Source organism: Priestia sp. FSL H7-0729 (assembly GCF_038005685.1).
Lineage (GTDB): Bacteria > Bacillota > Bacilli > Paenibacillales > Paenibacillaceae > Paenibacillus.
This window is the reverse complement of the sequence record NZ_JBBOTQ010000003.1, coordinates 164,565-186,401: the sequence shown is the minus strand read 5'-3', so window position 1 is coordinate 186,401 and position 21,837 is coordinate 164,565. Positions and strand designations below refer to the sequence as shown.

The 21,837-nt window shown below is 46.4% G+C and carries 20 protein-coding genes; 9 read left to right on the top strand and 11 right to left on the bottom strand.

Annotation, left to right across the window (positions count from 1 at the left end; genetic code table 11):
• Positions 1-46: 46 nt before the first annotated feature.
• Together MHH93_RS09875 and MHH93_RS09870 are read right to left on the bottom strand one after the other, a co-directional pair.
• Entirely contained in the window at positions 47-1,846 is a 1,800-nt protein-coding gene (locus MHH93_RS09875; RefSeq protein ID WP_500053898.1) for a sigma-54 interaction domain-containing protein, read from the bottom strand.
• A 470-nt stretch (positions 1,847-2,316) separates the two neighbouring features.
• On the bottom strand, positions 2,317-3,240 hold the full coding sequence (locus MHH93_RS09870) for a proline dehydrogenase family protein (protein ID WP_500053897.1): 924 nt from the start codon (positions 3,238-3,240) through the stop codon (positions 2,317-2,319).
• A 448-nt stretch (positions 3,241-3,688) separates the two neighbouring features.
• Here MHH93_RS09870 and pruA point away from each other — a divergent pair, with 448 nt between their 5' ends.
• Together pruA and rpoN are read left to right on the top strand one after the other, a co-directional pair.
• A complete protein-coding gene (pruA, locus tag MHH93_RS09865; protein WP_500053896.1) occupies positions 3,689-5,236 on the top strand; it encodes an L-glutamate gamma-semialdehyde dehydrogenase in 1,548 nt (515 codons plus the stop codon).
• An 86-nt stretch (positions 5,237-5,322) separates the two neighbouring features.
• Complete coding sequence (rpoN, locus tag MHH93_RS09860; RefSeq protein ID WP_500053895.1) at positions 5,323-6,627, top strand: RNA polymerase factor sigma-54; 1,305 nt, start codon at positions 5,323-5,325, stop codon at positions 6,625-6,627.
• A gap of 121 nt (positions 6,628-6,748) precedes the next feature.
• Here rpoN and MHH93_RS09855 read toward each other — a convergent pair whose 3' ends face one another.
• Positions 6,749-8,182: an aspartate ammonia-lyase gene (locus MHH93_RS09855; RefSeq protein WP_500053894.1), complete on the bottom strand. Its 1,434-nt coding sequence runs from the start codon at positions 8,180-8,182 to the stop codon at positions 6,749-6,751.
• Positions 8,183-8,517: 335 nt separating this feature from the next.
• Here MHH93_RS09855 and MHH93_RS09850 point away from each other — a divergent pair, with 335 nt between their 5' ends.
• The 3 genes from MHH93_RS09850 to MHH93_RS09840 all read left to right on the top strand — a co-directional run bounded on the left by MHH93_RS09850 (position 8,518) and on the right by MHH93_RS09840 (position 11,822).
• Entirely contained in the window at positions 8,518-9,795 is a 1,278-nt protein-coding gene (locus MHH93_RS09850) for a methyl-accepting chemotaxis protein (RefSeq protein WP_500053893.1), read from the top strand.
• A 199-nt stretch (positions 9,796-9,994) separates the two neighbouring features.
• On the top strand, positions 9,995-10,840 hold the full coding sequence (locus MHH93_RS09845) for a hypothetical protein (protein WP_500053892.1): 846 nt from the start codon (positions 9,995-9,997) through the stop codon (positions 10,838-10,840).
• Between the two features lie 274 nt (positions 10,841-11,114).
• The gene (locus MHH93_RS09840) at positions 11,115-11,822 is read left to right on the top strand and encodes a stalk domain-containing protein (protein WP_500053891.1); all 708 of its coding nucleotides are present in this window, start codon (positions 11,115-11,117) and stop codon (positions 11,820-11,822) included.
• Between the two features lie 83 nt (positions 11,823-11,905).
• On the opposite strand, the gene MHH93_RS09835 is transcribed toward MHH93_RS09840, so the two are convergent.
• A complete protein-coding gene (locus tag MHH93_RS09835; RefSeq protein WP_500053890.1) occupies positions 11,906-12,880 on the bottom strand; it encodes a ring-cleaving dioxygenase in 975 nt (324 codons plus the stop codon).
• 235 nt (positions 12,881-13,115) lie between these two features.
• Between MHH93_RS09835 and MHH93_RS09830 the strand changes: the two genes are divergently transcribed.
• Positions 13,116-13,877: a YwaF family protein gene (locus MHH93_RS09830; protein WP_500053889.1), complete on the top strand. Its 762-nt coding sequence runs from the start codon at positions 13,116-13,118 to the stop codon at positions 13,875-13,877.
• A 140-nt stretch (positions 13,878-14,017) separates the two neighbouring features.
• Here MHH93_RS09830 and MHH93_RS09825 read toward each other — a convergent pair whose 3' ends face one another.
• The 3 genes from MHH93_RS09825 to MHH93_RS09815 all read right to left on the bottom strand — a co-directional run bounded on the left by MHH93_RS09825 (position 14,018) and on the right by MHH93_RS09815 (position 16,371).
• Positions 14,018-14,812, bottom strand: coding sequence for an SDR family oxidoreductase (locus MHH93_RS09825; protein WP_500053888.1), 795 nt, complete (start codon positions 14,810-14,812; stop codon positions 14,018-14,020).
• A gap of 209 nt (positions 14,813-15,021) precedes the next feature.
• Positions 15,022-15,285: a YqkE family protein gene (locus MHH93_RS09820; protein WP_500053887.1), complete on the bottom strand. Its 264-nt coding sequence runs from the start codon at positions 15,283-15,285 to the stop codon at positions 15,022-15,024.
• Between the two features lie 435 nt (positions 15,286-15,720).
• Positions 15,721-16,371: a peptidylprolyl isomerase gene (locus tag MHH93_RS09815; protein ID WP_500053886.1), complete on the bottom strand. Its 651-nt coding sequence runs from the start codon at positions 16,369-16,371 to the stop codon at positions 15,721-15,723.
• Between the two features lie 256 nt (positions 16,372-16,627).
• Between MHH93_RS09815 and MHH93_RS09810 the strand changes: the two genes are divergently transcribed.
• Positions 16,628-17,842 (top strand): MFS transporter, encoded by a 1,215-nt coding sequence (locus tag MHH93_RS09810; RefSeq protein WP_500054102.1) that lies wholly within the window; start codon positions 16,628-16,630, stop codon positions 17,840-17,842.
• Between the two features lie 301 nt (positions 17,843-18,143).
• On the opposite strand, the gene MHH93_RS09805 is transcribed toward MHH93_RS09810, so the two are convergent.
• The 3 genes from MHH93_RS09805 to MHH93_RS09795 form a co-directional block, all read right to left on the bottom strand.
• Positions 18,144-18,338: a hypothetical protein gene (locus MHH93_RS09805; protein WP_500053885.1), complete on the bottom strand. Its 195-nt coding sequence runs from the start codon at positions 18,336-18,338 to the stop codon at positions 18,144-18,146.
• 39 nt (positions 18,339-18,377) lie between these two features.
• A complete protein-coding gene (locus MHH93_RS09800) occupies positions 18,378-18,749 on the bottom strand; it encodes a hypothetical protein (RefSeq protein ID WP_500053884.1) in 372 nt (123 codons plus the stop codon).
• 121 nt (positions 18,750-18,870) lie between these two features.
• A complete protein-coding gene (locus tag MHH93_RS09795) occupies positions 18,871-19,032 on the bottom strand; it encodes a hypothetical protein (protein WP_500053883.1) in 162 nt (53 codons plus the stop codon).
• A gap of 146 nt (positions 19,033-19,178) precedes the next feature.
• Between MHH93_RS09795 and MHH93_RS09790 the strand changes: the two genes are divergently transcribed.
• Positions 19,179-19,460 carry a hypothetical protein gene (locus MHH93_RS09790; RefSeq protein WP_017690238.1) on the top strand — a complete coding sequence of 94 codons (282 nt, stop codon included), beginning with the start codon at positions 19,179-19,181 and terminating at the stop codon, positions 19,458-19,460.
• Positions 19,461-19,613: 153 nt separating this feature from the next.
• The gene (locus MHH93_RS09785) at positions 19,614-21,512 is read left to right on the top strand and encodes an ATP-binding protein (protein ID WP_500053882.1); all 1,899 of its coding nucleotides are present in this window, start codon (positions 19,614-19,616) and stop codon (positions 21,510-21,512) included.
• 76 nt (positions 21,513-21,588) lie between these two features.
• Here MHH93_RS09785 and MHH93_RS09780 read toward each other — a convergent pair whose 3' ends face one another.
• Complete coding sequence (locus MHH93_RS09780; RefSeq protein ID WP_017690236.1) at positions 21,589-21,831, bottom strand: NHLP leader peptide family RiPP precursor; 243 nt, start codon at positions 21,829-21,831, stop codon at positions 21,589-21,591.
• Positions 21,832-21,837: the final 6 nt, after the last annotated feature.

Genomic DNA, 21,837 nt, shown 5'->3' with positions numbered 1-21,837 from the left:
TTCCATTCGTTCATCCATACCGATAATAACGACAAGAAGAGGCTGGTCATAGACCAAGCCTCTTCATTCGATTATAGAGCGTTGCTCTGGAGATGCCGAGTTGTTTGGCAAGTGTTCGTTTGTTACCACCTGCTGCTTTCAGATATTGAATTAGGAGTTGCGCCTCATAGGTGTCCAATTTTTGCTGGAAGGTAACGTTAGAGACCAGTTCGGAATCATCCGGGTGATCTAATTCGTCCTGACGTTGTTGATGTTCGCTGTTGGCATGTGAATGAATTCCAGTCAGTTGAACTTCGGACTGTTCATGCATGGTGAGGGAGGTGAGGGTATCAGGCAGGTATTCCTGCTTCACCTCACCATCTGTCGTCAGAATGGTCAGGCGTTCGATCACATTTCGCAGTTCACGTACATTGCCTGGCCAATCATACAGGAACAGTAACTTGAACACCTCGGGTGGAACCAATTCAATATGACGGTTATAGAGCAATGAGAATTCTTGAAGGAACGTCTGGGTTAATTCATATATATCTTCCTTGCGCAAGCGCAAAGGAGGGATAACAAGGTTAATGACATTCAGTCGGTAGTAGAGATCTTCTCGGAATTGGTTGCGGGCAATCATATGCTGTAGATTCTGATTGGTCGCAGCGATAATCCGGCAGTCGGCCTGTTTCATACGTGTTCCCCCCACAGGAAAGTAACTCTTCTCCTGCAACACCCGAAGCAACTTCACTTGCAGTTCCAATGGCATCTCACCGATCTCATCCAGAAAAAGAGTGCCCCCTTCGGCAAGCTCAATCTTGCCTTTTTTGCCTTTGGGATCTGCTCCAGAGAATGCACCTTTCTCGTAGCCAAATAATTCACTTTCAAACAATGAAGCAGGGATTGCCCCGCAGTTAATAGCGATAAATGGTGCAGTCTGCAATTCACGAAGATCATGAATGGCTTTGGCGAATAACTCCTTGCCTGTGCCGCTCTCTCCGAGGATCAGTACGGTTGCTGAGGTGGTACTGATCTTGCGGATGGTCTCCATGCATTGTTTGATGACCGTGCTGCTGCCCTTAATTCTGGCAAATGGATCTGATTCGGGCCGCAGCCGGGCAACGGCTTTCTCCAGATGCTGGACTTTGGAAGTCATATGTAAGAGTTCCTGGTGTAATCTGATTTCGGTTGTTATATCCACTTCTGCCGCAACTGCACCTACAATATGTCCATCCAGTTGGACTGGACGAGCATTAATCAGGGCGAACAGGTCGGGCCGGGGCTGGTGTTGTTTGCGATAGACGGTTTCGCCGGTATACAACGTCTTGAGAGACTGTAGCCGATCTGGGGGAAAAAAGTCCGCTGCGGGTTGTCCGATGATGTCTTTTTTGCTAATCGAAAAAACATGCTCCGCACCACTTGTCCAGTAGGCCACCTTGGCGTCTTCATTAATTAATGTCAGAGCTGAACCCGCTGTCTCCAGTGTGGTCTCAAAATAAGCTTCTATTAGGCGATGCGCATGCATCATGGCATGCATAACATCGGATACGGAGATATATCCCTCATATTCGCCCTGATCATTCTTTATTAATAGAAGAGGGCTCGTAGCAAATAAGGGAATCACTTCCGCAAGTTCGGTCGAAGCAGAGACGACAGGCACAGGAAGACGGCCGTATGGTACTGTTTTATTAGGTTGGCTATACAACCAGGTGTATTCTGTATTACAGCGCATAAAGACAGGTCTGTCCGTACCTATATGGAGTTCGGATGGTATAGACTGAAGTGGGTGTTCGTCATACAGGGCTTCATCTAGAATACACATATTGGTTCGTAACAGAGCATTTAGCTCAGGTAGTAAATGTCTCATCAGAATCACCTCGGTTGCAGCATATACTCAGGCAAAATGAATAATGTGAAATTATGTATATTATAACGTTCTGTTGTAGTTGTGTATATATTTTTTGACATCAATTGGGCAGGTTGGGCTGTTGAACTCTATAAATAAGATTTCGCTTTTTGATGTATGCGATTACAGTAGATTGAAGTGATGAAAAGTGTTGCCTGTTGCTGGAATTTAGAGGTTCTGAGTGGATTTGATGTTAATAAACCTGACGTTTATTTTTTTGCTAAATAGAGCTCTCAGACCAGAAGAAAGAGGAGCTTGGGGGATTGAACGAGGTTGAACAGGTGCAGGAGTGTCCATTATATTAGACATTTCAATTCGAGGTTTCTTAAATTTTAGACATGTGCATGGATCTCGTGTTAAACAATGAGGATTCAGTTTACAGCTCAAATAACCATGCTTTCCCGGAAAAAACAGGAGAGCATGGTTATCGTTTAACGGAACATGTTCTTAACAACCATCCAGAGATTAGCCGGTTTTTCGGCCAAACGGCGGGTATAGTATGGATACCACATGGTGCCATAAGGGACGTAACAGCGAATGCGATAGCCTTCTTTGGCGAGACGTTCCTGTTCACTCATGCGCAGTCCATATAACATCTGAAATTCAAAGGCATCTGGCGAAATTCCGCGATCCTTGGCATATTGTTTTGTCCAGTTGATGATGAGATCATCATGCGAGGCCACGGCAGTGTATACACCCTGATCGAGGTGATTGCGAATCATCGTTTTGAATTGATGAATGACTTCAGAAGCATTCTGATAGGCGACTGAACCGGGTTCTTTATATGCACCTTTCACCAGACGAAGCCGAATGCCTTCCCGAATCATATCACGCGTATCTTCTTCCGTACGATGAAGGTAAGCTTGCAATACGGTGCCTGTATTGTTCAATCCTTCAACGTGCAGTCTTCGTACGAGATCCAGCGTCGCTTGGGTAAATGGGCTATCCTCCATATCAATTCGGACAAATAGATTATGCAATTTGGCTTGCGCAGCAACTGTACGGATATTTCGATAGCCTTCCTCCCGGTCCAGGGCGAGGCCCATCTGGGTTGGTTTCAGCGAGACGTTGGAGTCTGCCCCTTCACGTGCAATGCCCTCCACCAATCGTACATACTCATCCCTGTATAATGCCGCTTCGCTTAGGCGGGTGATGCCTTCCCCCAGATGATCAAGCGTTGCCATGATGCCTTTATTATTGAGTATGCGGATTTCTTCAAGCGCTTCTTCCAAAGTGTTTCCTGCAATAAACTTGCCTGCAAGCTTCTTGCCATATTTGATGGACAGGTTCTCTACGGCTTTGTTGCCTGCCACGGTCAATAAGGTTTTGCGATATATTTCCGTTCCCACACTCATTTTCGTTTCCTCCTTCAGCATTGTGCATGATTCGATTCAGGCTCGGTTGAATTATGCTTTTGTATCCCTTTATAGAAGCAAGAAGTGTGCCAGATTTGGCGAGGCTCTACTATTTTTTTTCATGAAAATTATCTATTTAAATTGAACTAAACATTTACACAAAACGGAGAGGACAGAAAGAACCTGAAGAAGCGGAGCGCTCGCCTTTATCCCCGGATTTTCCCACTATAAAAAGGAATCAAAAAATCTGGGGATAACAGCGATCGGAAGGTTGTTCTGTCATCGGAGTGGGCAGTGTGAATTTTATTAGTTAAATTTAACAAGAAAAATATTTCAGTTCCAACCGGAGTTGGCACGGATTTTGCTACATATATTTGGTGATGAGTACCATGCCAAACAATTCAGGCGAGCAGCCAGCGAACCCCACATCCTGAAGGAGGAATCATTCATGAGTATCCCTTTTGTTAACGAACCATTCACACCCTTTGCGGTCCAGGCGAACCAGGAAGCATTTGAAGACGCACTTCGTCAGGTAGAAGCTGAACTTGGGCAGGAATACCCGATTATTATTGGTGGGCAAAAAATAACAAGCAGCCGCACGTTAACGTCCGTGAACCCGGCGGCCAAGAATCAAGTTGTCGGTACGATCCATCAGGCAGATCAGGAATTGGCCGAAAAGGCCATTCAGACAGCGGCGGAGACATTCCACACTTGGAAACATACCGATCCGAATGAACGGGCTCGATATCTGTACAAAGCAGCTGCCATTATGCGCCGTCACAAGCATGAATTCTCCGCATGGATGGTCTATGAAGCCGGCAAGACCTGGCCTGAAGCCGATGCGGATACAGCGGAAGCCATTGATTTTATGGAGTTCTATGCACGGGATATGCAGCGACTGAGTGAACCGCAACCCCTCGTTAGGATTGCAGGTGAAGATAACGAACTGAGTTATATACCGCTGGGCGTTGGCATTGTTATTCCACCTTGGAACTTCCCACTGGCCATTATGGCAGGTATGACTTCGGCTGCACTGGTTGCCGGCAACACGGTGGTATTAAAGCCCGCCAGCACAACTCCGGTGATTGCAGCGAAGTTTATGGAACTGCTCGCAGAAGTTGGCCTGCCGGATGGCGTGGTGAACTTTTTACCAGGACCAGGCAGTGAAGTGGGCGATTATCTGGTGGATCATGCGCTCACCCGGTTTATCAGTTTCACTGGTTCCAGGGATGTAGGACTGCGAATTAATGAACGTGCAGCACGTACAGCTCCAGGTCAGAAGTGGATCAAACGGGTCATTGCAGAGATGGGTGGCAAGGATTCCATCGTGGTAGACAGTGACAGTGATCTGGAACTCGCGGCAGAGTCCATTACCGCTTCGGCATTTGGTTTCTCGGGACAGAAATGTTCAGCGTGTTCCCGTGCCATTATTCATAAGGATGTATATGATGAAGTATTGCAAAAGGTGATTGAACGGACACAGAAGCTGACGATGGGCAGTCCGCTTGAAGTAGGTAGTCAAGTCGGGCCCGTTATCGATGACAAGGCATATGCAAAGATCACGGAATATATTGAGATCGGCAAGGGTGAGGGGCGTCTTGTGCACGGTGGCGGTACAGGGAATGTTGAAGGTTATTTCATTGAACCAACCATAATTGCCGATGTGGACCCCAAAGCCCGGATTGCTCAGGATGAGATTTTTGGACCCGTGCTTGCATTCATCAAAGCCGAATCTTTCCAGGACGCATTGGATATCGCCAATAATACCGACTATGGACTGACCGGCGCGGTGATCTCACGTAATCGTGAACATCTGGAACAGGCAAGACGCGAGTACTTCGCGGGTAACCTGTATTTCAACCGGAAATGTACCGGAGCACTGGTAGGCACGCATCCATTTGGCGGATTTAACATGTCAGGCACGGATTCCAAGGCAGGTGGAAGAGACTATCTGCTGCTGTTTACACAGGCGAAGCTGGTATCGGAGAAATACTAGACAGAAACTCATAATCGGACGAAATTCCGCTTACAATCGCGTGAATAGTATGCTATTATCCCTGCAACGCATAAGGAGGGAAACGGATGTTAGGTGTTCAGTTGGTGCAGGAACAACGTATTCGGCTGTCCATCACGCCGGAGATGAAACAATCCTTTCATTTGCTAACCATGTCCGGACAGGATCTGACTCGTTACTTGCTGGATGCGGCGGAGGAAAATCCGGTTCTTGAACTGGATGAACAAGCTGCGCCCCTCGCCCGGATTCCACGGCGAACGGATCAGCGCGGGTATGATTCCTACGATCCGCTGCTTCAGGTCAGAGATGCAGAACCTACACTGGAACAGTTGCTGATTGCCCAAATTCGAGTGATGACACTTCCAGTTGAAGTGGAAAATATAGGGGTATATTTGGCAGGGTGCGTCAATGATGATGGTTATCTGACCGTTGAACTGGCAGAGGTGCAAGCAGTAATTGAGCAGCCGATGAGCAAGATTGCAGCGGGACTGGAGCTTCTCCAATCGCTGGACCCTGCTGGTGTAGGGGCGAGGAATTTGCAGGAATGTCTGTTGCTCCAGATTAGACGTGATTCATCGGCTGAGCTGTATGCGGAGCGGATGGTGGAAGCGGGATTGGAAGCACTGGTTCCTTTTCACCCAGGTAGAACAGGGAGTCGATTAGGTATGACTTCACGGGAAGCTCAGGTTGCCTACGACTATATTACACGTCTGGACCCCAAGCCCTGTCGATCCATCGGATGTACGGAACGACCGCATTACATTATTCCAGATGCCATTGTAGGGTTGCGTAACGGTGAGGCCCATTTTAGCCTGCATGTGGCAGGTAACCCTCGTGTATCGATGAATGAAGCGTGCATCCGCTGGATCAGGGAAGCGGCGCCTGACGACATCTGGGCTACCCGCGCAGCAGAAGCGAGGGCGATCATTCGGAGTGTACACTTGCGGCGCAGGACTTTAGTGCGTGTGCTGGCGGCCGTGATGGAAGAGCAAAAGCCCTTTTTGGTCAAAGGCCCATCCGCGCTAAAACCGCTTAATCTTGCTGTTATTGCAGAGAAGATTGGCATGCATGAATCAACGGTAAGTCGTGCAGTCAGTGGTAAGTACATTCACACGCCATATGGTGTATATGAACTCAGGGCTTTTTTTGCCTCGGGAATCCGTACAACGTCAGGGGATAAAACATCAGCATCAGCGGTGAAACGAAGATTAAAAGAAATCATTCGCACGGAACAGACGCAGCGGCCATACTCGGATAGTCACTTAACCACACTGCTTGCCGAGGAGGGAATTGTCATCTCCCGCAGAACGGTTGCCAAGTACAGGGAGGAACTTCAGATTCTGCCTTCCCTTGAACGTAAACGATGGGCTTAATCAAATAGCTGATGTCTTATCATCTCTGAACACAAAAACCCCCGCGAACCGGATGAACGGTCTGCGGGGGTTCTTGTTGCATTATGGGTGTATAGGTTCCTGCGTTAGATTTCCTGAGTTCCTACAAACGTTCCATATTACGCAGGAAGTGTTCTCCGGCAATTCCTGGCGTGGTCATCTGCTCCGGATGAAGAATCTCTTCCAGCTCTTCCGGTGTCAGCAATCCACGTTCGAGAATAATCTCTTGCAAGGAAAGTCCAGTTTTGAGCGCTTCCTTCACGATGGAAGCTGCCACATTGTAACCTAAATGCGGGTTCAATGCCGTAACCACACTGAAACTTTGCTTCATGATTAATTCGCAGCGCTCACGGTTAGCTTCCATCTCTTCAACTGCATAACGCGTGAAAACATCGATGCCATTATTCATGATTTTCAGGGATTGCAGCAAGTTGAACGCTATAACCGGGCCCATGACATTCAGCTCGAATTGACCGGCCTCACACGCCATACAGATCGTATGGTCGTTCCCCATCACCTGGAAGGATACCTGGTTAATGACTTCCGCCATAACAGGGTTGACTTTGCCGGGCATAATGGACGAACCTGGCTGACGCGGTGGCAGGCGCAGTTCATTGAATCCTGCACGGGGACCTGAAGCCATCATGCGAATATCATTACAGATTTTGGACAGACTGACCGCACATACCTTCAGCGCCGCTGAAAGTTCCAGATAGGCATCCGTGTTCTGCGTTGCATCCACGAGATCCTCGGCTGTTTGTAGAGGGAGACCGGTAACATCAGACAGGTGCTCCGTAACCTTGACGATATATTCGGGTTTCGCATTAAGTCCTGTACCTACCGCAGTTGCACCCATGTTGATGGTAAGCAAGCGGCGATTGGCGAATTCAAGACGTTCGATATCACGTCCAATGACGCGGGCATAAGCACCGAATTCTTGTCCAAGACGAATAGGCACAGCATCTTGAAGATGGGTACGGCCAACCTTGACTACATCGTTGAATTCCTCTTCTTTTTTATGGAACGCATCCTGTAGTCTTTTCATGGTAGCGAGTAACGTCTCCGACAGTTGGTACGCCGCAATGCGCAATGCTGTAGGTACCACGTCATTGGTAGACTGGGACATGTTTACATGATTATTAGGATTGCAATGGAAGTAGTCTCCTTTGCTTTTGGTTAACAGTTCCAGCCCGCGGTTGGCCAAAATTTCGTTCATATTCATATTCATGGAGGTGCCTGCACCGCCCTGAATGGAGTCTACAATAAAATGATCCAGATGATGGCCTTTCATCATTTCTTCAGCTGCCATGACAATCACTTCGCCAATTTTGCTTGGTAGCATTTTCAGTTCCATATTCGTAATTGCCGCTGCTTTTTTCACCGCAGCCAGAGCTGTGATCAGCTCCCGGTGTACCGGAACGCCGGTAATCGGGAAGTTCTCCACGGCCCGCACCGTCTGAATGCCGTAATAGGCATAAGCCGGAATTTCTTTTTCGCCGATAAAATCTTTCTCCGTCCTTGTGGACATAGTAGACATTTCGTTCGCCTCCAGTGGCATCCAATAAATAGGTCAGCTCCGGCATTGCCGAAGCGCACTCAGTATATCATTTAAGCAAAATGGATGCCAATCTAAATCATTTGGCCTCTTGTGCCGATAATAAATAAAATTAGGGATATTAAATGGGATATTATTCAATTTTATTAAGATAAGGAGGGGCGGCTAAGCTTGTCTTATATATTATGCGCTTCATGGTAGAGAAGTCATGCGTGAACGGCAAATATGGGGCGGATAGAACGTTTTCAGTGATGTATATCACATGAAATTTGGTACTTGATTGGTAAAATAGGAAAAAAGGACTACGAGGTGTGCACATGAAATGGACTTTAGGAGCAAAGACTGTTGCAGGTCTGGTACTGATTTCGATTATTACGTACGGAACTAGCGGCTTTTTTATATTTTTTGTCAAAGACTGGATTACGTTAGATATCCCAAATTGGGTATACATATCGATTATCCTGATCATGGGGGTATGCTGGAATGGAATTCTCGGGTGGTTTGCCTCACGCTGGCTGACTCGTCCGATTGTTCATCTGTCTCGTGCGGCGCAACAGGTTTCATCTGGCGATCTGACAACGGAGATTCCGCAGCGGCGTACACAGGATGAACTTACGGTATTATATGATGCTTTTCGTGTAATGGTTTCTAATCTTAGAAGTATTGTAAACGATATCGCGGATAGTACACGAACCACATCGCAGAACGCACAGTCGCTTAGTGAAGCGATTACCCAAGCTGCGGAGCAGATCGAGATGATGTCAGAAGCGGTGGATCATATTGCGGTAGGAGTAGAAGAGCAGAAGGTCACTTCCCATCAATCTCTGATCACTGCGGATGAGATGCTGAATGATTTCCAGCGTATGCATGGCCAGTCCATGGACATGACGGAGATGTCCGGTCAGATGGAACGATCGGTCGATCATACCAAACAGACTTTCTCATCGCTGATGAAAGGCATGGACGAGCTGGCCGAGTCGCACAACCGTTCACGCGACATTATGCTGTTACTGGAGAAGGAAGCTTCTGATATTGAGGTAATTACCCAGTCTGTCAAAAATATTGCTGAGGAAACAGGGTTACTTGCCCTGAATGCTTCGATTGAGGCTGCACGAGCTGGCGAAGAAGGTTCTGGTTTTGCAGTCGTGGCGCAGCAGATCCGCAAGCTGGCAGACGAGAGTAAGGAATCGGTACATCGTATTAATGAACTGATTAGTCGTGTGCAGCAGCGGATCAGGGAGACGGCACAACTGTCTCATGAGCAGCATGGTCTCGTGGTTAATGAATCGGAGCGGACCATCTCTGTGGATCAGACATTGCATGAACTGACAGGCACGGTGGAAGTATTTATGAAGGGTGCGCATGATATCGGTTCCAAAATTGCAGAACAGACTGGACGTGTAGAACAAACACATGGTCATGTGAAGAAGATCCAGGGGAAAGCCGGATCGTTCTCGGATGAGGCGAAACGAATCATGGATGCCGCACACGAAGAGACAGCCATTATGGAGGAGATTTCATCTTCGGCTGAAGAACTGAGACAATTAACCGATCGGTTATTGGACAAAACCAAAGCATTCCGGATGCAGCCTTAAGCTGTGTTCGGGATTTTTTTTGCTTTTTTAAGAACCGTTTTGGCATGAAAATTTGCTTATTCTGGTTAAAGCCGAACGTTCTTTCGTGAAAACGGAAATTTGTAAAGATTATTTTATGAAAGATTAACAAATTAGCAACTTGCGGGCGATAAATGAAGATATAATAGGATTATCACAACAGATAAAGGAGCCCAGTATATTGAAAACTTGGACAGGTATCCTGCTGATGATTATTTTGGCGGTGGCTACGATAAGTACAACTTCGGCTGCCAGAACCATGAATGAATCGCAAAAACAGCTTAATATAGATGATCCATCCAGCCAGACCGCAGCGGTCGAGGCTTCCAATATAGATAAACTGCATGACGCAGCAAAGACAACACAGGAATCGATCCCCGTGAAAGAGGAATACGTTTCGGTAGCTCCAGAGAATGAGAACGTCAGATTATACCCTATGAAAGTTGAGGGTTCAGGATATATATACAACGGAATGATTTTGGAAGTGAACGGCAAGACAAGAGAATTTAGTGATTGGCAGGGAGAAGGCGGGTCGTACAAACCCGAAGTGCACGAGCTGGATCTGAATGGCGACGGCCAGAAAGAAATTATTGTTTTGTACACGGAAGGTCATGGAACAGGTATTTATTTGGGACAAGCACGTATCATTAATCCGGTAACGCTGGAAGAGATGAAGATGCAATCTCTGGATGAGATTGCGAAACAGCATGTGAAATCGAAAGTTACGGTTAGCTCAGACCGTGTGGATGTGGATGTCGCTGTTGATGGTGTTCAAGCAGAACCTTTACGGATTGAAGAAGATACGAAAGGCGGCGTATATAACAAAGAGTTGGTATTCGGTGGAGTAACCTATTACAGCGTGGAGAATGGCCAACTCGTCGTATCCGCAGCAGGATCTTACGGTGCGGCTTTATATGCTGGTGATTTAACATACGCTTATGAATATCAAGATGGCGAGTGGAAAGCCGTGAATGTGAAATACAGCATGGAAGTGTATGAAGAAGAATATTATGAATCCTTTGATTGATCGTCGTATAGCCCCACTGGGGTGACGAGGGTGGGAAGTTCTCCTGGTGCAAGTGAAGTTCTGCCAGATAAGTATGTGCAAAAAATATGTACCTTTCTACCGTGACGGGGAGCAGGGAATAGGACGAGGCTGAAAAAAATGGGACATACAGCCTCGTTTTGTGCTGCCCACAGATAGGAACTATGTCCTAAAAATGCAGTAAACAATTGACATTATCACTTTAGTCGTTTAAATGTATAAAGGACAAATCATTTTACGTTCAGGAGGGATTTTGATGAAGAAGAAAGTTGTTCTGGGTTTGATGGTAGGCACACTAACGCTTGGGATCGGGACAGGTGCACTTGCAGCAACGGGGTTGGAGCAGATCAAAGCGTATTTGAATAGCAAAATTACGTTGAAACTGAATGGCGAGACCGTGACAGCGAAGGATGCTAACGGCAAGACCGTATTGCCGATCACGTATAACGGAACAACGTATTTGCCAGTTCGTGCGGTTGGAACACTGCTTGGAACTGAAATCAATTATGACGGTGCAACTTCTTCCGTCCTGATTGGTGAAACGAATGGATCTGCGCCCGTAACCAACGGAAAGGTAACGCTGAGTGCACTTGGAACATCCGTACTGGGTTCTACCGCTTGGCACACCAAAGATCCTAAGGATACCACATATAAAGGCAAGGATTACAAGGATGTTTATCTGCATAATGATCCTACGAAACAGGGGGATGATATCCAGATTAATACGGATAAAAAGTATTCTTCTCTGCACTTGGAACTTGCCGCACTAACAGGAAATCAGGAGATTCATATCTATGATCAGGATCTCGCGACACTCAAAAAGTTCAATATCACTCCAGAAAGCGGTATGATGAGTCTGGATGTGGATGTTAAAGGTACAGACGCTGTCTATGTCGAGATTGTATCGGAAGATCCAGGTTCATCGCTGTTTGTGCCTCTTACCACATCTTACTTGGTTAAATAAAATAGACGTAATAAAAAAACGATTATCAACAATGATGTAGCTGGATCAAGTCCAGAATACACATGGTGATAATCGTTTTTGGTTTAACGAATGACGGTATCCAGCGGTTTGAGATTGGCTTCAATCTCGGCGCGGCGACCTTCGAGGAATGGAGGCAAGGCAAGCGATTCTCCCAGATGCTCCATTTCTTCGTCTGTATCAAATCCCGGCCCATCCGTTGCAAGTTCGAACAGAATACCGTTCGCTTCACGGAAATACAGGGAGCGGAAGTAGAAACGATCTACAAAACCGGAGTTAGGGAATTGGAAGTTATGGACCCGTTCCACCCATTGTTTCAGTTCTTCCTCGTTATCCACGCGGAACGCAACATGGTGTACGCTGCCACGTCCAGGACGTTCCTGGGCAAGGTCATTACGTTCCTCAACATGCACCTCGGAGCCGCTACCACCCTCACCGGATTCAAAAACGAGCACATCAGGCTGCCCGGGAGTAAAGGCAGGGTAACTTCCTTTCGCTCTGAAACCAAGCAGTTCGGTAAGAACCGGAGCGGTAAGTGAAGCATCTTTTACCGTAAGATGGATGGGGCCAAGGCCTACAATGCCATATTCGGCAGGCACCGGGCTCTGATCCCATGGTTTACCACCCGCAACACCTGTATTGTTTTCATCCGAGACCAGAATCAGACGTTGTCCTTCAAAGTCTGAGAACGAGAGCGTGGCACGACCGCCGCGTTCAACAATCTCTCCATGTGGGACCTCGAATTCGTCAAAACGTTGCTGCCAGTACGTAAGTGCCGCATCAGTTGGAACACGCAGTGACGTAGCCGAGATACTGTTCACACCTTCACGAGTCTGTCCAGCCATTGGAATCTCGAAGAAGGTAAGTTCTGTTCCAGGATTACCTTTCTCATCGCCATAGAAGAGATGGTAGACGGACACGTCATCCTGGTTAACTGTTTTTTTAATCAGGCGCAGACCCATGACATTGGTGTAGAAACGATAGTTCTGATCGGCATGTGCTGTTAGAGCGGATACGTGGTGAAGTCCTTTGATTTGCATAATTATTCCTCCTAGTTAAATTATATTATGTGTGCTGTATATAATATTCAATTATGAAAGTTACTAACTTTTCGTTTGTTTTGGTTCTGGATTTATCTTAACATAAAGATATTTAAATTACAATGCTTATTTAGAATTCCAACTGGACAGCAATTTCATTCAATGGCAAAATGAAAAAGTTAACAGTAAAGAGAGATACTGTTGGTGAGATGACCGCAAAGGAGAGAAGAGAGGTATGGCGTATCCACCATGGCTGGACCCTTATGAAGCAGAGCCTTTTATTCTGTTCTCCACTTCACATATCGTAACCATTAGCTTAATTACAGCATTAATTGTACTGATGTTTTTGCTTCGCCATCATCTTCGATCCTGGTCAGAGAGGGCACGCCTTACACTGCGGATTGTTCTCGCTTGTGTCATGTTCGGCTGTGAAATCGTGTTGCAGCTCTGGTACATATATGGCGGCGTATGGAGCCTACAGACGTCACTGCCACTCGAACTATGCAGTCTGTCTTTGTTATTATCGGCGTTGTTACTGCTGACACGCAGTCGACTGTTACATTCTGCACTGCTGTTTGCAGGCATTGCTGGAGCTCTAATGGCCATCCTGACTCCTAATCTGGGTTATGGATACGCACATTTTCGATTCATTCAATTTTTCGTCGCTCATGCCTGTATCATTCTGGCTTTACTCTACATGACCTGGGTGGAACAGCTGCGACCTAGCTGGAGATCTGTAGCAGGTTCGATGATATTTGTGAATGTGGCGGCACTAGTCGTATATGTTGTAGATGTCATGCTTGACGCGAATTACATGTTTCTAAGATATAAACCAAGTACACCCTCGGTGCTTGATATGCTAGGTCCGTATCCCATGTATATTCTTGGGGAAGAGATACTTGCGCTAGTCTTGTTCTCGCTAATGTACGTTTTGCTCTTTGCCCTTCCAGACTGGTTTAACCATCGTGTGAAAAAAGGTAAAAGCTCTGCGGTATAGCGATAATTCCTGTCATTGCCACTGCGCCGAATTATAAACTTCCTATAAATAAAACATCCCGCAGTAATCTGAACGGATCAGATCGCTTGCGGGATGTTTGGGCGTTGTCCCTGAATTGGGCCAACTTATATGGATATGTTTTATCCACGGAGCAGAGATTCCGCACCATCCACGTAAATTCGTGTACCTGTAACATGAGAGGCCTCATCGGAAGCGAGGAACAGCACAAGATTCGCCACTTGTTTCGACGTTCCGGGTTCGCCCTTAAGCGGATGTTCATGACCCTCAGGGAATTCAACAGGAATCTGTACTTCTTTTAGATCATCGGACGGGTAGGTGTTATCATCAATGTTGGTATCGATGGCACCTGGGCAGACGGCGTTTACACGGATTTTATAACGAGCCAGCTCCAGTGCAGCCATCTTCGTAAACGCAGTTTGTCCTGCCTTGCTGGAAGCGTATGCAGAGAATCCGATCCCTGAGAAGACCCGGTTACCGTTGATGGAACTGGTGATTATGATGCTGCCACCATGTTCTTTCAGATGGGGGATGGCATATTTGACGGTTGCAAAGGTTCCGCGCATGTTGATCTCCATCGTCTGGTCCCAGTCCTCCATTTCCATCGTTTCAATCGGAGCCATCGTTCCGTTGATGCCGGCATTGGCAAAAATGATATCCAGCTTGCCCGCTTCAGCCGCAGTCTGATTGATCGCCTTCTGCACTTGGTCAGGTTTGGAGATATCACATTCGATCACATACGCTTCTCCGCCAGCCTTTTCAATCGTCTGCTTGGTTTCTTCCGCATTTTCGGGTGTACGATCCAGCATGTACACTTTGGCTCCATGTTCGGCGAAACGAATAGCGGTAGCCTGACCAATACCCGATCCACCTCCAGTTACAATCGCGACTTTGCCTTCCAAACGTTGTTCTGTCATCTCTGATCCCTCCGTATGGTTAGATTATCGTTGTACGCTCTACTTCTACATACCCGGCTCAAGACTGGTGAATCATATGTGTCTATATCAAAAAGAACAGGACCGCATTGTGGCCCTGTTCTGTGAGCAGATCAGCTTCATGATCCGTCTGTTTACAATATTATTTTGCCAGGTAGAAGGTAGGAGGCACCCTCAGATCATGCCCGGGCTTACTTATGTTTCTTCCAGTCCATAGCGCTGTTATTCAGCAGATATTCGAAGTCGTTATCCCGGCGCTTCTGTTCTGCTCGGCGAGCTTCTTCTGCTTGCTGGCGCTCCTGCTCTTTAAGTGCCGCTTCGGCAGCCTTGGCTTCATCCGCCTGAGCTTTCAACTTCTCCAACACATCACTGCTAAGCAGATCCTTCAGTGTTGTGGGTTTATCCTGTGCTACTGCTGCTCTGGGAGCAGGAGTACGTTTCTTGAATTTAGCCATAGGAAAATCTCCTTTCCAAACATGAATCAGGTTCCATTTATCGTACAGTAGTCATAGTATATCAGGTTCCCGTAATGCATTCCATGAAACTGCGGTACAAAAGCAGGAAAACGAGAGTTGCGTGGCGAATGAATTCGGGTATAAAATCATATACTATTACCGATACTGCGACTATTCCCTGGAGAAAGGAGTCGTTGTTCGTGGAAGTAAACCGTGGTTTACTGAAAGGGCTTGCATGGGGTGTTGCCTTTAGCTGCCCGTTATGGATTGCGATTATCGGCTGGTTACGTTTGATGGGATGGATGTATTGAGGATGATGCCGGAAGAGGTCATTTTTTATAAAGTCATATATGTAACCGTTATCATTAAAATCAATAAATAAGCTCTGCCTTGCGTTTTCGCACAGGACAGAGCTTTTGTTTGTTTAGCAAGTCATTAAGGCATTTTTACTGGTTCTGGATATTCCAGACCACGAGTATCCACCGTGACTTTTTTCATGACTTGATCCGTAACGGGTTTGTCAGCTTCACCTATTTTTTGAGCAGCAATGCCATCAACCACTTCCATACCTTCGGTCACTTTACCAAAAGTGGCATATGAATTATCCAGGTAATCCGCATCCGCTAACATGATGAAAAATTGGGAGCCTGCGGAATCAAGATTATCCGATTTACGTGCCATCGAAATGATTCCCCGCGTATGATTCAGGTGATTTTTGTGACCATTGGAAGTAAATTCTCCTTTGATCGTATAACCAGGGCCGCCCGAACCGTTTCCATCTGGATCACCACCCTGAATCATAAAGCCGGGAATGACCCGGTGAAAGATCAGGCCGTCATAGAACCCTTTATTCGCAAGGGAGATGAAATTATACACCGTGTTGGGCGCGATCTCGGGATAAAGCTCAATAATGATCTTTTGACCATCCTGCATCTCAATGGTTGCCACAGGGTTTGGACCTTCAGGTGCGGCAGGAACCGGCGTTTGCTCGGCACTCGACGCAGGGCGTCCGCAACCACTAATGACGATAAGCAACATCGCAAGAACAAGCGATACTGCGGTTGTTTTTTTCCACCGTAAAGACATGAAAACGTTCCTCCTTGCATCTCTGCATTATATATTTTCTCCAAATCATATTTGGATATTTACCCAACTATCATACCGTTTTTGTGGACAGAATGGCAATGTAATACGTGTGGTTATGGTGAACAAGGGATGGCCTTCATGGAATGATGGGTGTAAAATAAGGAAAATGCTTCCGCATCGGGGACGTACGGGTCTGTTCCGTCCGCTCCAATACACGGCAGTCCCGGCGTCAGTAACGGAAAGGGCGTGCGGGTATATGGACTTCTCGTGGAAGCGAAATTTGGTCATATTGTGGATTGGTGTATTTTTTTGCAGCACGGCGTATTCCATCTCGATCCCATTTTTGCCCCTGTTTCTAAGTGCCGACTTGGGGGTTCGTGATCACCTGGAGTTATGGTCGGGACTTGCCTTCGGCATTACATTTCTCGCGAGTGCGCTCGTGTCTCCGTTCTGGGGATCACTGGCTGATAAATACGGTCGCAAGCCCATGCTGATCCGGTCGGGATACAGCCTTGCCGTCTTGTATTTCATCAATTATTTCGTGCAGGATCCCTATTCGCTCATTGTTGTTCGATTGTTTCAGGGACTGCTTGCCGGGTTTGTTCCAGCAGCGATTGCCCTGGTAGGCACGAATACACCTGAAGAGAAGACCGGTTATGCACTGGGGATTATGTCCACTGCAGGAGCCACTGGTGGAATTATTGGACCGTTAATTGGTGGTGTGGTGAGTCATTATTATGGCAACCGGAATGCATTTTTGTTTTCGGCTATTGTTGTATTAGTCTCAGCGATCATCGCAACCTTTTGGGTAAAAGAAGAGAACTTCAACCGAAATAAAGCTCGTTCCCACGTCATGGATGACATTCGTGAAGCGAGAGCGAATCGTTTGTTTATGACGGTGCTTGGCATGATGGGCATATGTACATTCTCCGTTATGATTCTAGAGCCACTTCTGACGGTCTATGTGATGGAAATGGGTGTTCAGCCTGATCGTGCCTCACTCAGCTCGGGGATTATTTTCTCGGCGGTGGGGGTAGCAACAGTAATCATGGCACCACGTTGGGGCAAGATTGGTTCAAGGATCGGATACGGTAAAGTGCTGATCATTGGACTGGTCGGTGGGGCTGTAGGGAATCTTCTGCAATTCTTTACAACCGGTTATATCGCTTTTGGCATTTTACGATTTGTGTATGGGTTATTCTTTGCGGCTGTATTTCCGGCAATTAACGCCATGATTGTACAGGCTACCGCATCGAGTTTTAGGGGAAGAGCCTTTAGCCTGAATCAGTCGGCTGCCCAGATCGGGACGATGGCGGGACCAATTATTGGTGGGGTTCTCGGTGGCTGGCTGCCGATACGCTGGATTTTTATCATTAATGGACTTGCACTGATCATCACTGCAATTGTAGCGAAGTGGTCGGGATTGGATCACAAACTGCCTGGAACAGGCAAGGTTTCCGCTAAGCCGTGAAGATGGCAGTGCAAAGAGAAATTGAACTTACAGGTAACGAAACGAAAAAAGATGACGCTGTGGAATTACAGACGTCATCTTTTTTAAGTCTAATACGGATCTGTATAAGTTGAACTAATCTTTTACACGAGAACGTAGAGGGCAGAAATAATCTGAAGAAACGGAGTGCTCGCCTTTATCCCCAGATTATTACCTTTAAAAAGTGAATCAAAAAATCTGGGGATAACAGCGATCAGAAGGTTATTCTGTCATCGGAGTGGCAAGTGTAAATACGTTATAGTTCAATTTTTATAGGGAGGCTTTATTGTTCATCCGAAGAGGGCTTGCGAGTAGCCTTCTCTTTGGGAATGGCATGCTCGACCGCATCACGTTGATCTTCGTCCTCAAGTGCTTCGGGGAAGGAGTCCTCAGTGAACAGTCCGAAGTCCGGGTCAATGTCCCGTTCGGTCACAAGATTATCCGGTTCATTCATATGCTCGTGTTGGTCTTTCTTCATCGTGTATGCACCTCCTCATTCAGGATGTCTTAACAGCCGTTAACGTCGGGGTGGAATGTCGTTCTCTGGTTTGGCATCTGCACCAGCACCATTGAGCAGATCGGTACCATGCAGTGCATCCGGATCGGGGGCAGCAGGATCAACTGGACTGTTTGGTTGCAGCAGGTCTGCATCCGGTACAGATTCCAGCGGTGTCTCAGCCAAACGTGAATCCAATTCCGGCTCGTCCACTGCCGTTGCGGCTACGGGTGCCAGATCCGCATCTTCCGTTACAATCCGTCTGCCGGAAACTTCATCAAAGGTATCCATATCGCCTTCTGGTACTTCCGTCTCTGCTGGAATATCGCGTGACCTTTGATAACGGTCATAATAGCGGTCGCTCTCTTCGTTACTAATTGGCTTGTCAGACATGAGTAACACTTCCTTTCATTATCGGTTGTCCAAAGCTTCTTACCCCGTAGTTACCCAAAGCGCTCGTGATGTAATCTTGCAGAGCTTATTATCCCCGGGTGTTCGCTACGATATGAATGCCTTAGAATTTGGGGAATACATACTTGACCAAGAAGTATAAGAATCCGAAAAAGATTATCACATAAGCAGCATATTTAATAAATGTGGAAGCGACCATACTTGAATCCGATTTATGCTGAACATCCTTATGTTCCACTTCAACCGTACGATGTTGCTCATTCATTGCAATCATCTCCTTAGCATATTTGGTTTGCTTTGAGAAACCATTACACCTGAAGCAAAGGATTGAATCGCGGTCACCGTTTTTACAGCTTTTCCTGTTTTGCCTATGTTATGATAAAGCGTGAATATGTAAGGGAGGGATCTCAAGTGGACTGGTTCACACTGGGCAATATGATCACACGCATCCGTATCGGACAAAAGGCATCCACACCCGGGTTCTCCCGCACCGTCATCCGTCGTCCGGATGGTTTGTTTTGGGTAGGCGGTATATGGTCCGGACAAGTTGTCCAGTTGCGGGATTTCCTTTTTTCCGACATATGGACCATCTATGATGATGAGGAGACAGAGCAGTGGCTTGAATTCCGCAGTCAAGTTGAACAGAAAGAACGAGAAATGATAGTAAATCAGTTTGAAGACTTGCGTGATTAATCGGATATCTTTAACAATAAAATGGAAATAAGACTATAAATCGACTTAAATGTGAAATTTCATTTTATCTCAAGAAGGTGACGTGACAAACGGTGGCGAATGATAAATGAGAGAATCTAAGATAGGTAAAATTAGAACTTTGAGGTGCTGTGAATGAAAAATGTGCCCAAAGCTATCGTCATCTTATGGATGAGTGTATTGATTATTCTAGGTATGCCACATGGAATAGTCTTTGCGACTACAGGAGCGATTCAGCAGCCTGTATCCATTACAGGATGGGAAGTAAAATGGGGGAACGTTGACGATCAAGGGTTCATAAGTGAAGTTAAGCGAGCTGACGAGATATGGGAAAAGCAGGGTATTGATAAGTTGGAGTATAGCAACAAGGACCAATCAAGTTCCTTATGGACTCGCCTGACCATCCCTGAATTGACTGAGGAAAGTTCAGCCATTCGATTTGAGAACATTAAAGGCAACCATATTGTGATCTATCTGGAGGACCGCAAGGTCTACGAGAACTACCATTACAATTATGATAATAATGCTGTGTTGCTGCCCTTATCCATTGAAAATTCGGGTGACACGCTCTATGTATGGTCGCAAAATGAGAAAGGTCGTCTGGGCATACAGGGTACTGTTCAGGTTGGACCTTATGCCGCGTTACAGGAGAAATATATCCATAACGGGCTTATTGATGTCATTTTGGGTGCGACCTTTGTCTTCACCGCGATTACGATGCTGAGTTGTACATTCTTCCTTGGCAAATTCCATAAGGGATTATGGATCTCACTCTGTATGGTGATGGGTTCCATCGGCACGATGATCATCACTTACTCGCAATTTTTGTATACGTTCTATCAGGTGTATGGTGACCTGTATTCCGTAGTTTTTGATCTCGCGATGTTGCTCGGTATGCCAGCGCTCTGTTATTTCTTTGAGCAGATTATCGGGCCAGGGTTACATGGAATCTTCACGAAACTTCGGAAAATACTATTTATATATTCAGCTGTCGCTGTGTTTTCTCTATTTATTTACGTTATTTCAGGCGGACAATGGGATATGTTATACAATCTGATCGTACAGCGTGTGGTTGGTATTGTACTGGTCATCTTGCTGACCATCCTGTTGGTGGGGACTATCGCCAAAGCACTGCAACGAAATCGGGAAGCCATGCTGCTTGCGACAGGATTCGGTACATTTGCCTTGATCAGTGTGGCCGAACTGTTGTGGTATTATCAGCGGAGTGGGACGTATCATCTGTTATGGTGGAAATGGTCCATGGTTGCATTTGTGATCTCACTGATTGCGATTCTCGGAAGTCGTTTCGCCGAAAAACATACCAAAGTTCTAGAGTATTCGAAGGAACTGGAGCTGTTCAACAATGAGTTGCAGCGATCGGAGAAGATGGAGATTATTAGCGAATTGGCCGCTTCCGTTGCTCATGAAGTACGTAATCCGCTTCAAGTGACAAGAGGGTTCCTGCAACTAATGACAGAACAGGAAGACAACAAAAATAAGGGGTATGTACGTATTGCCCTGGAGGAACTTGATCGGGCCTCGGGGATCATAACGGACTTTCTTACCTTTGCCAAACCTGAGTTTGATCATATTATCTCGCTCAATATCTCGGATGAGTTCAATCATATTGAAGGTATTCTTGTACCGATGGCTAATCTGGAAGGTGGCAAAATCACAACCGACATTCCGCCAGATTTATATATTCGGGGCAATTCTTCGAAGTTCAAGCAGGCTTTTATCAACATCATCAAGAACAGTATTGAAGCACTGCAAGGACAAGGCCAGATTGATATATGGGCGTACAAACAGGATGGAATGATTAAGGTGCATGTCAGGGATAACGGAGAAGGAATGGACGAGGAAGCACTCTCCCGGTTGGGCGAGCCTTATTTCTCCAATAAAATCAAAGGCACAGGTCTCGGCATGATGGTGACATTCCGAATTGTTGAAGCGATGCAAGGACAGATCAACTTTACAAGCACCAAAGGGGTAGGAACAGAAGCGGTTGTATCTTTTGTCGAGTTCGTCGAATGACGAACTCACAGAAGCATACAGCGGCTTTTTTTGTTCCTACCCCTGATTTCTTACTTTACCAATTAACTCACCCGAATTAACTTCTCCAAGGTCCGCAATTCACATCATAATTTACTTTGGAAGGATTGGGAGGTATGACAAGCACATAGTCATTCTGCTGCTCCTCAACGGTACGTACCTGAATGTGTTCCGGGATTATGATACCGAAAGCTTCACGAAGCGCCTGCTTCGGATTGGAGTGCAATTGTTGTCTGAAGTGCTCGTCAGTCCAAGCCTTTTCAATAATATCCTCATGCAACGTTTTCTCTGATACCATCATCGTCAA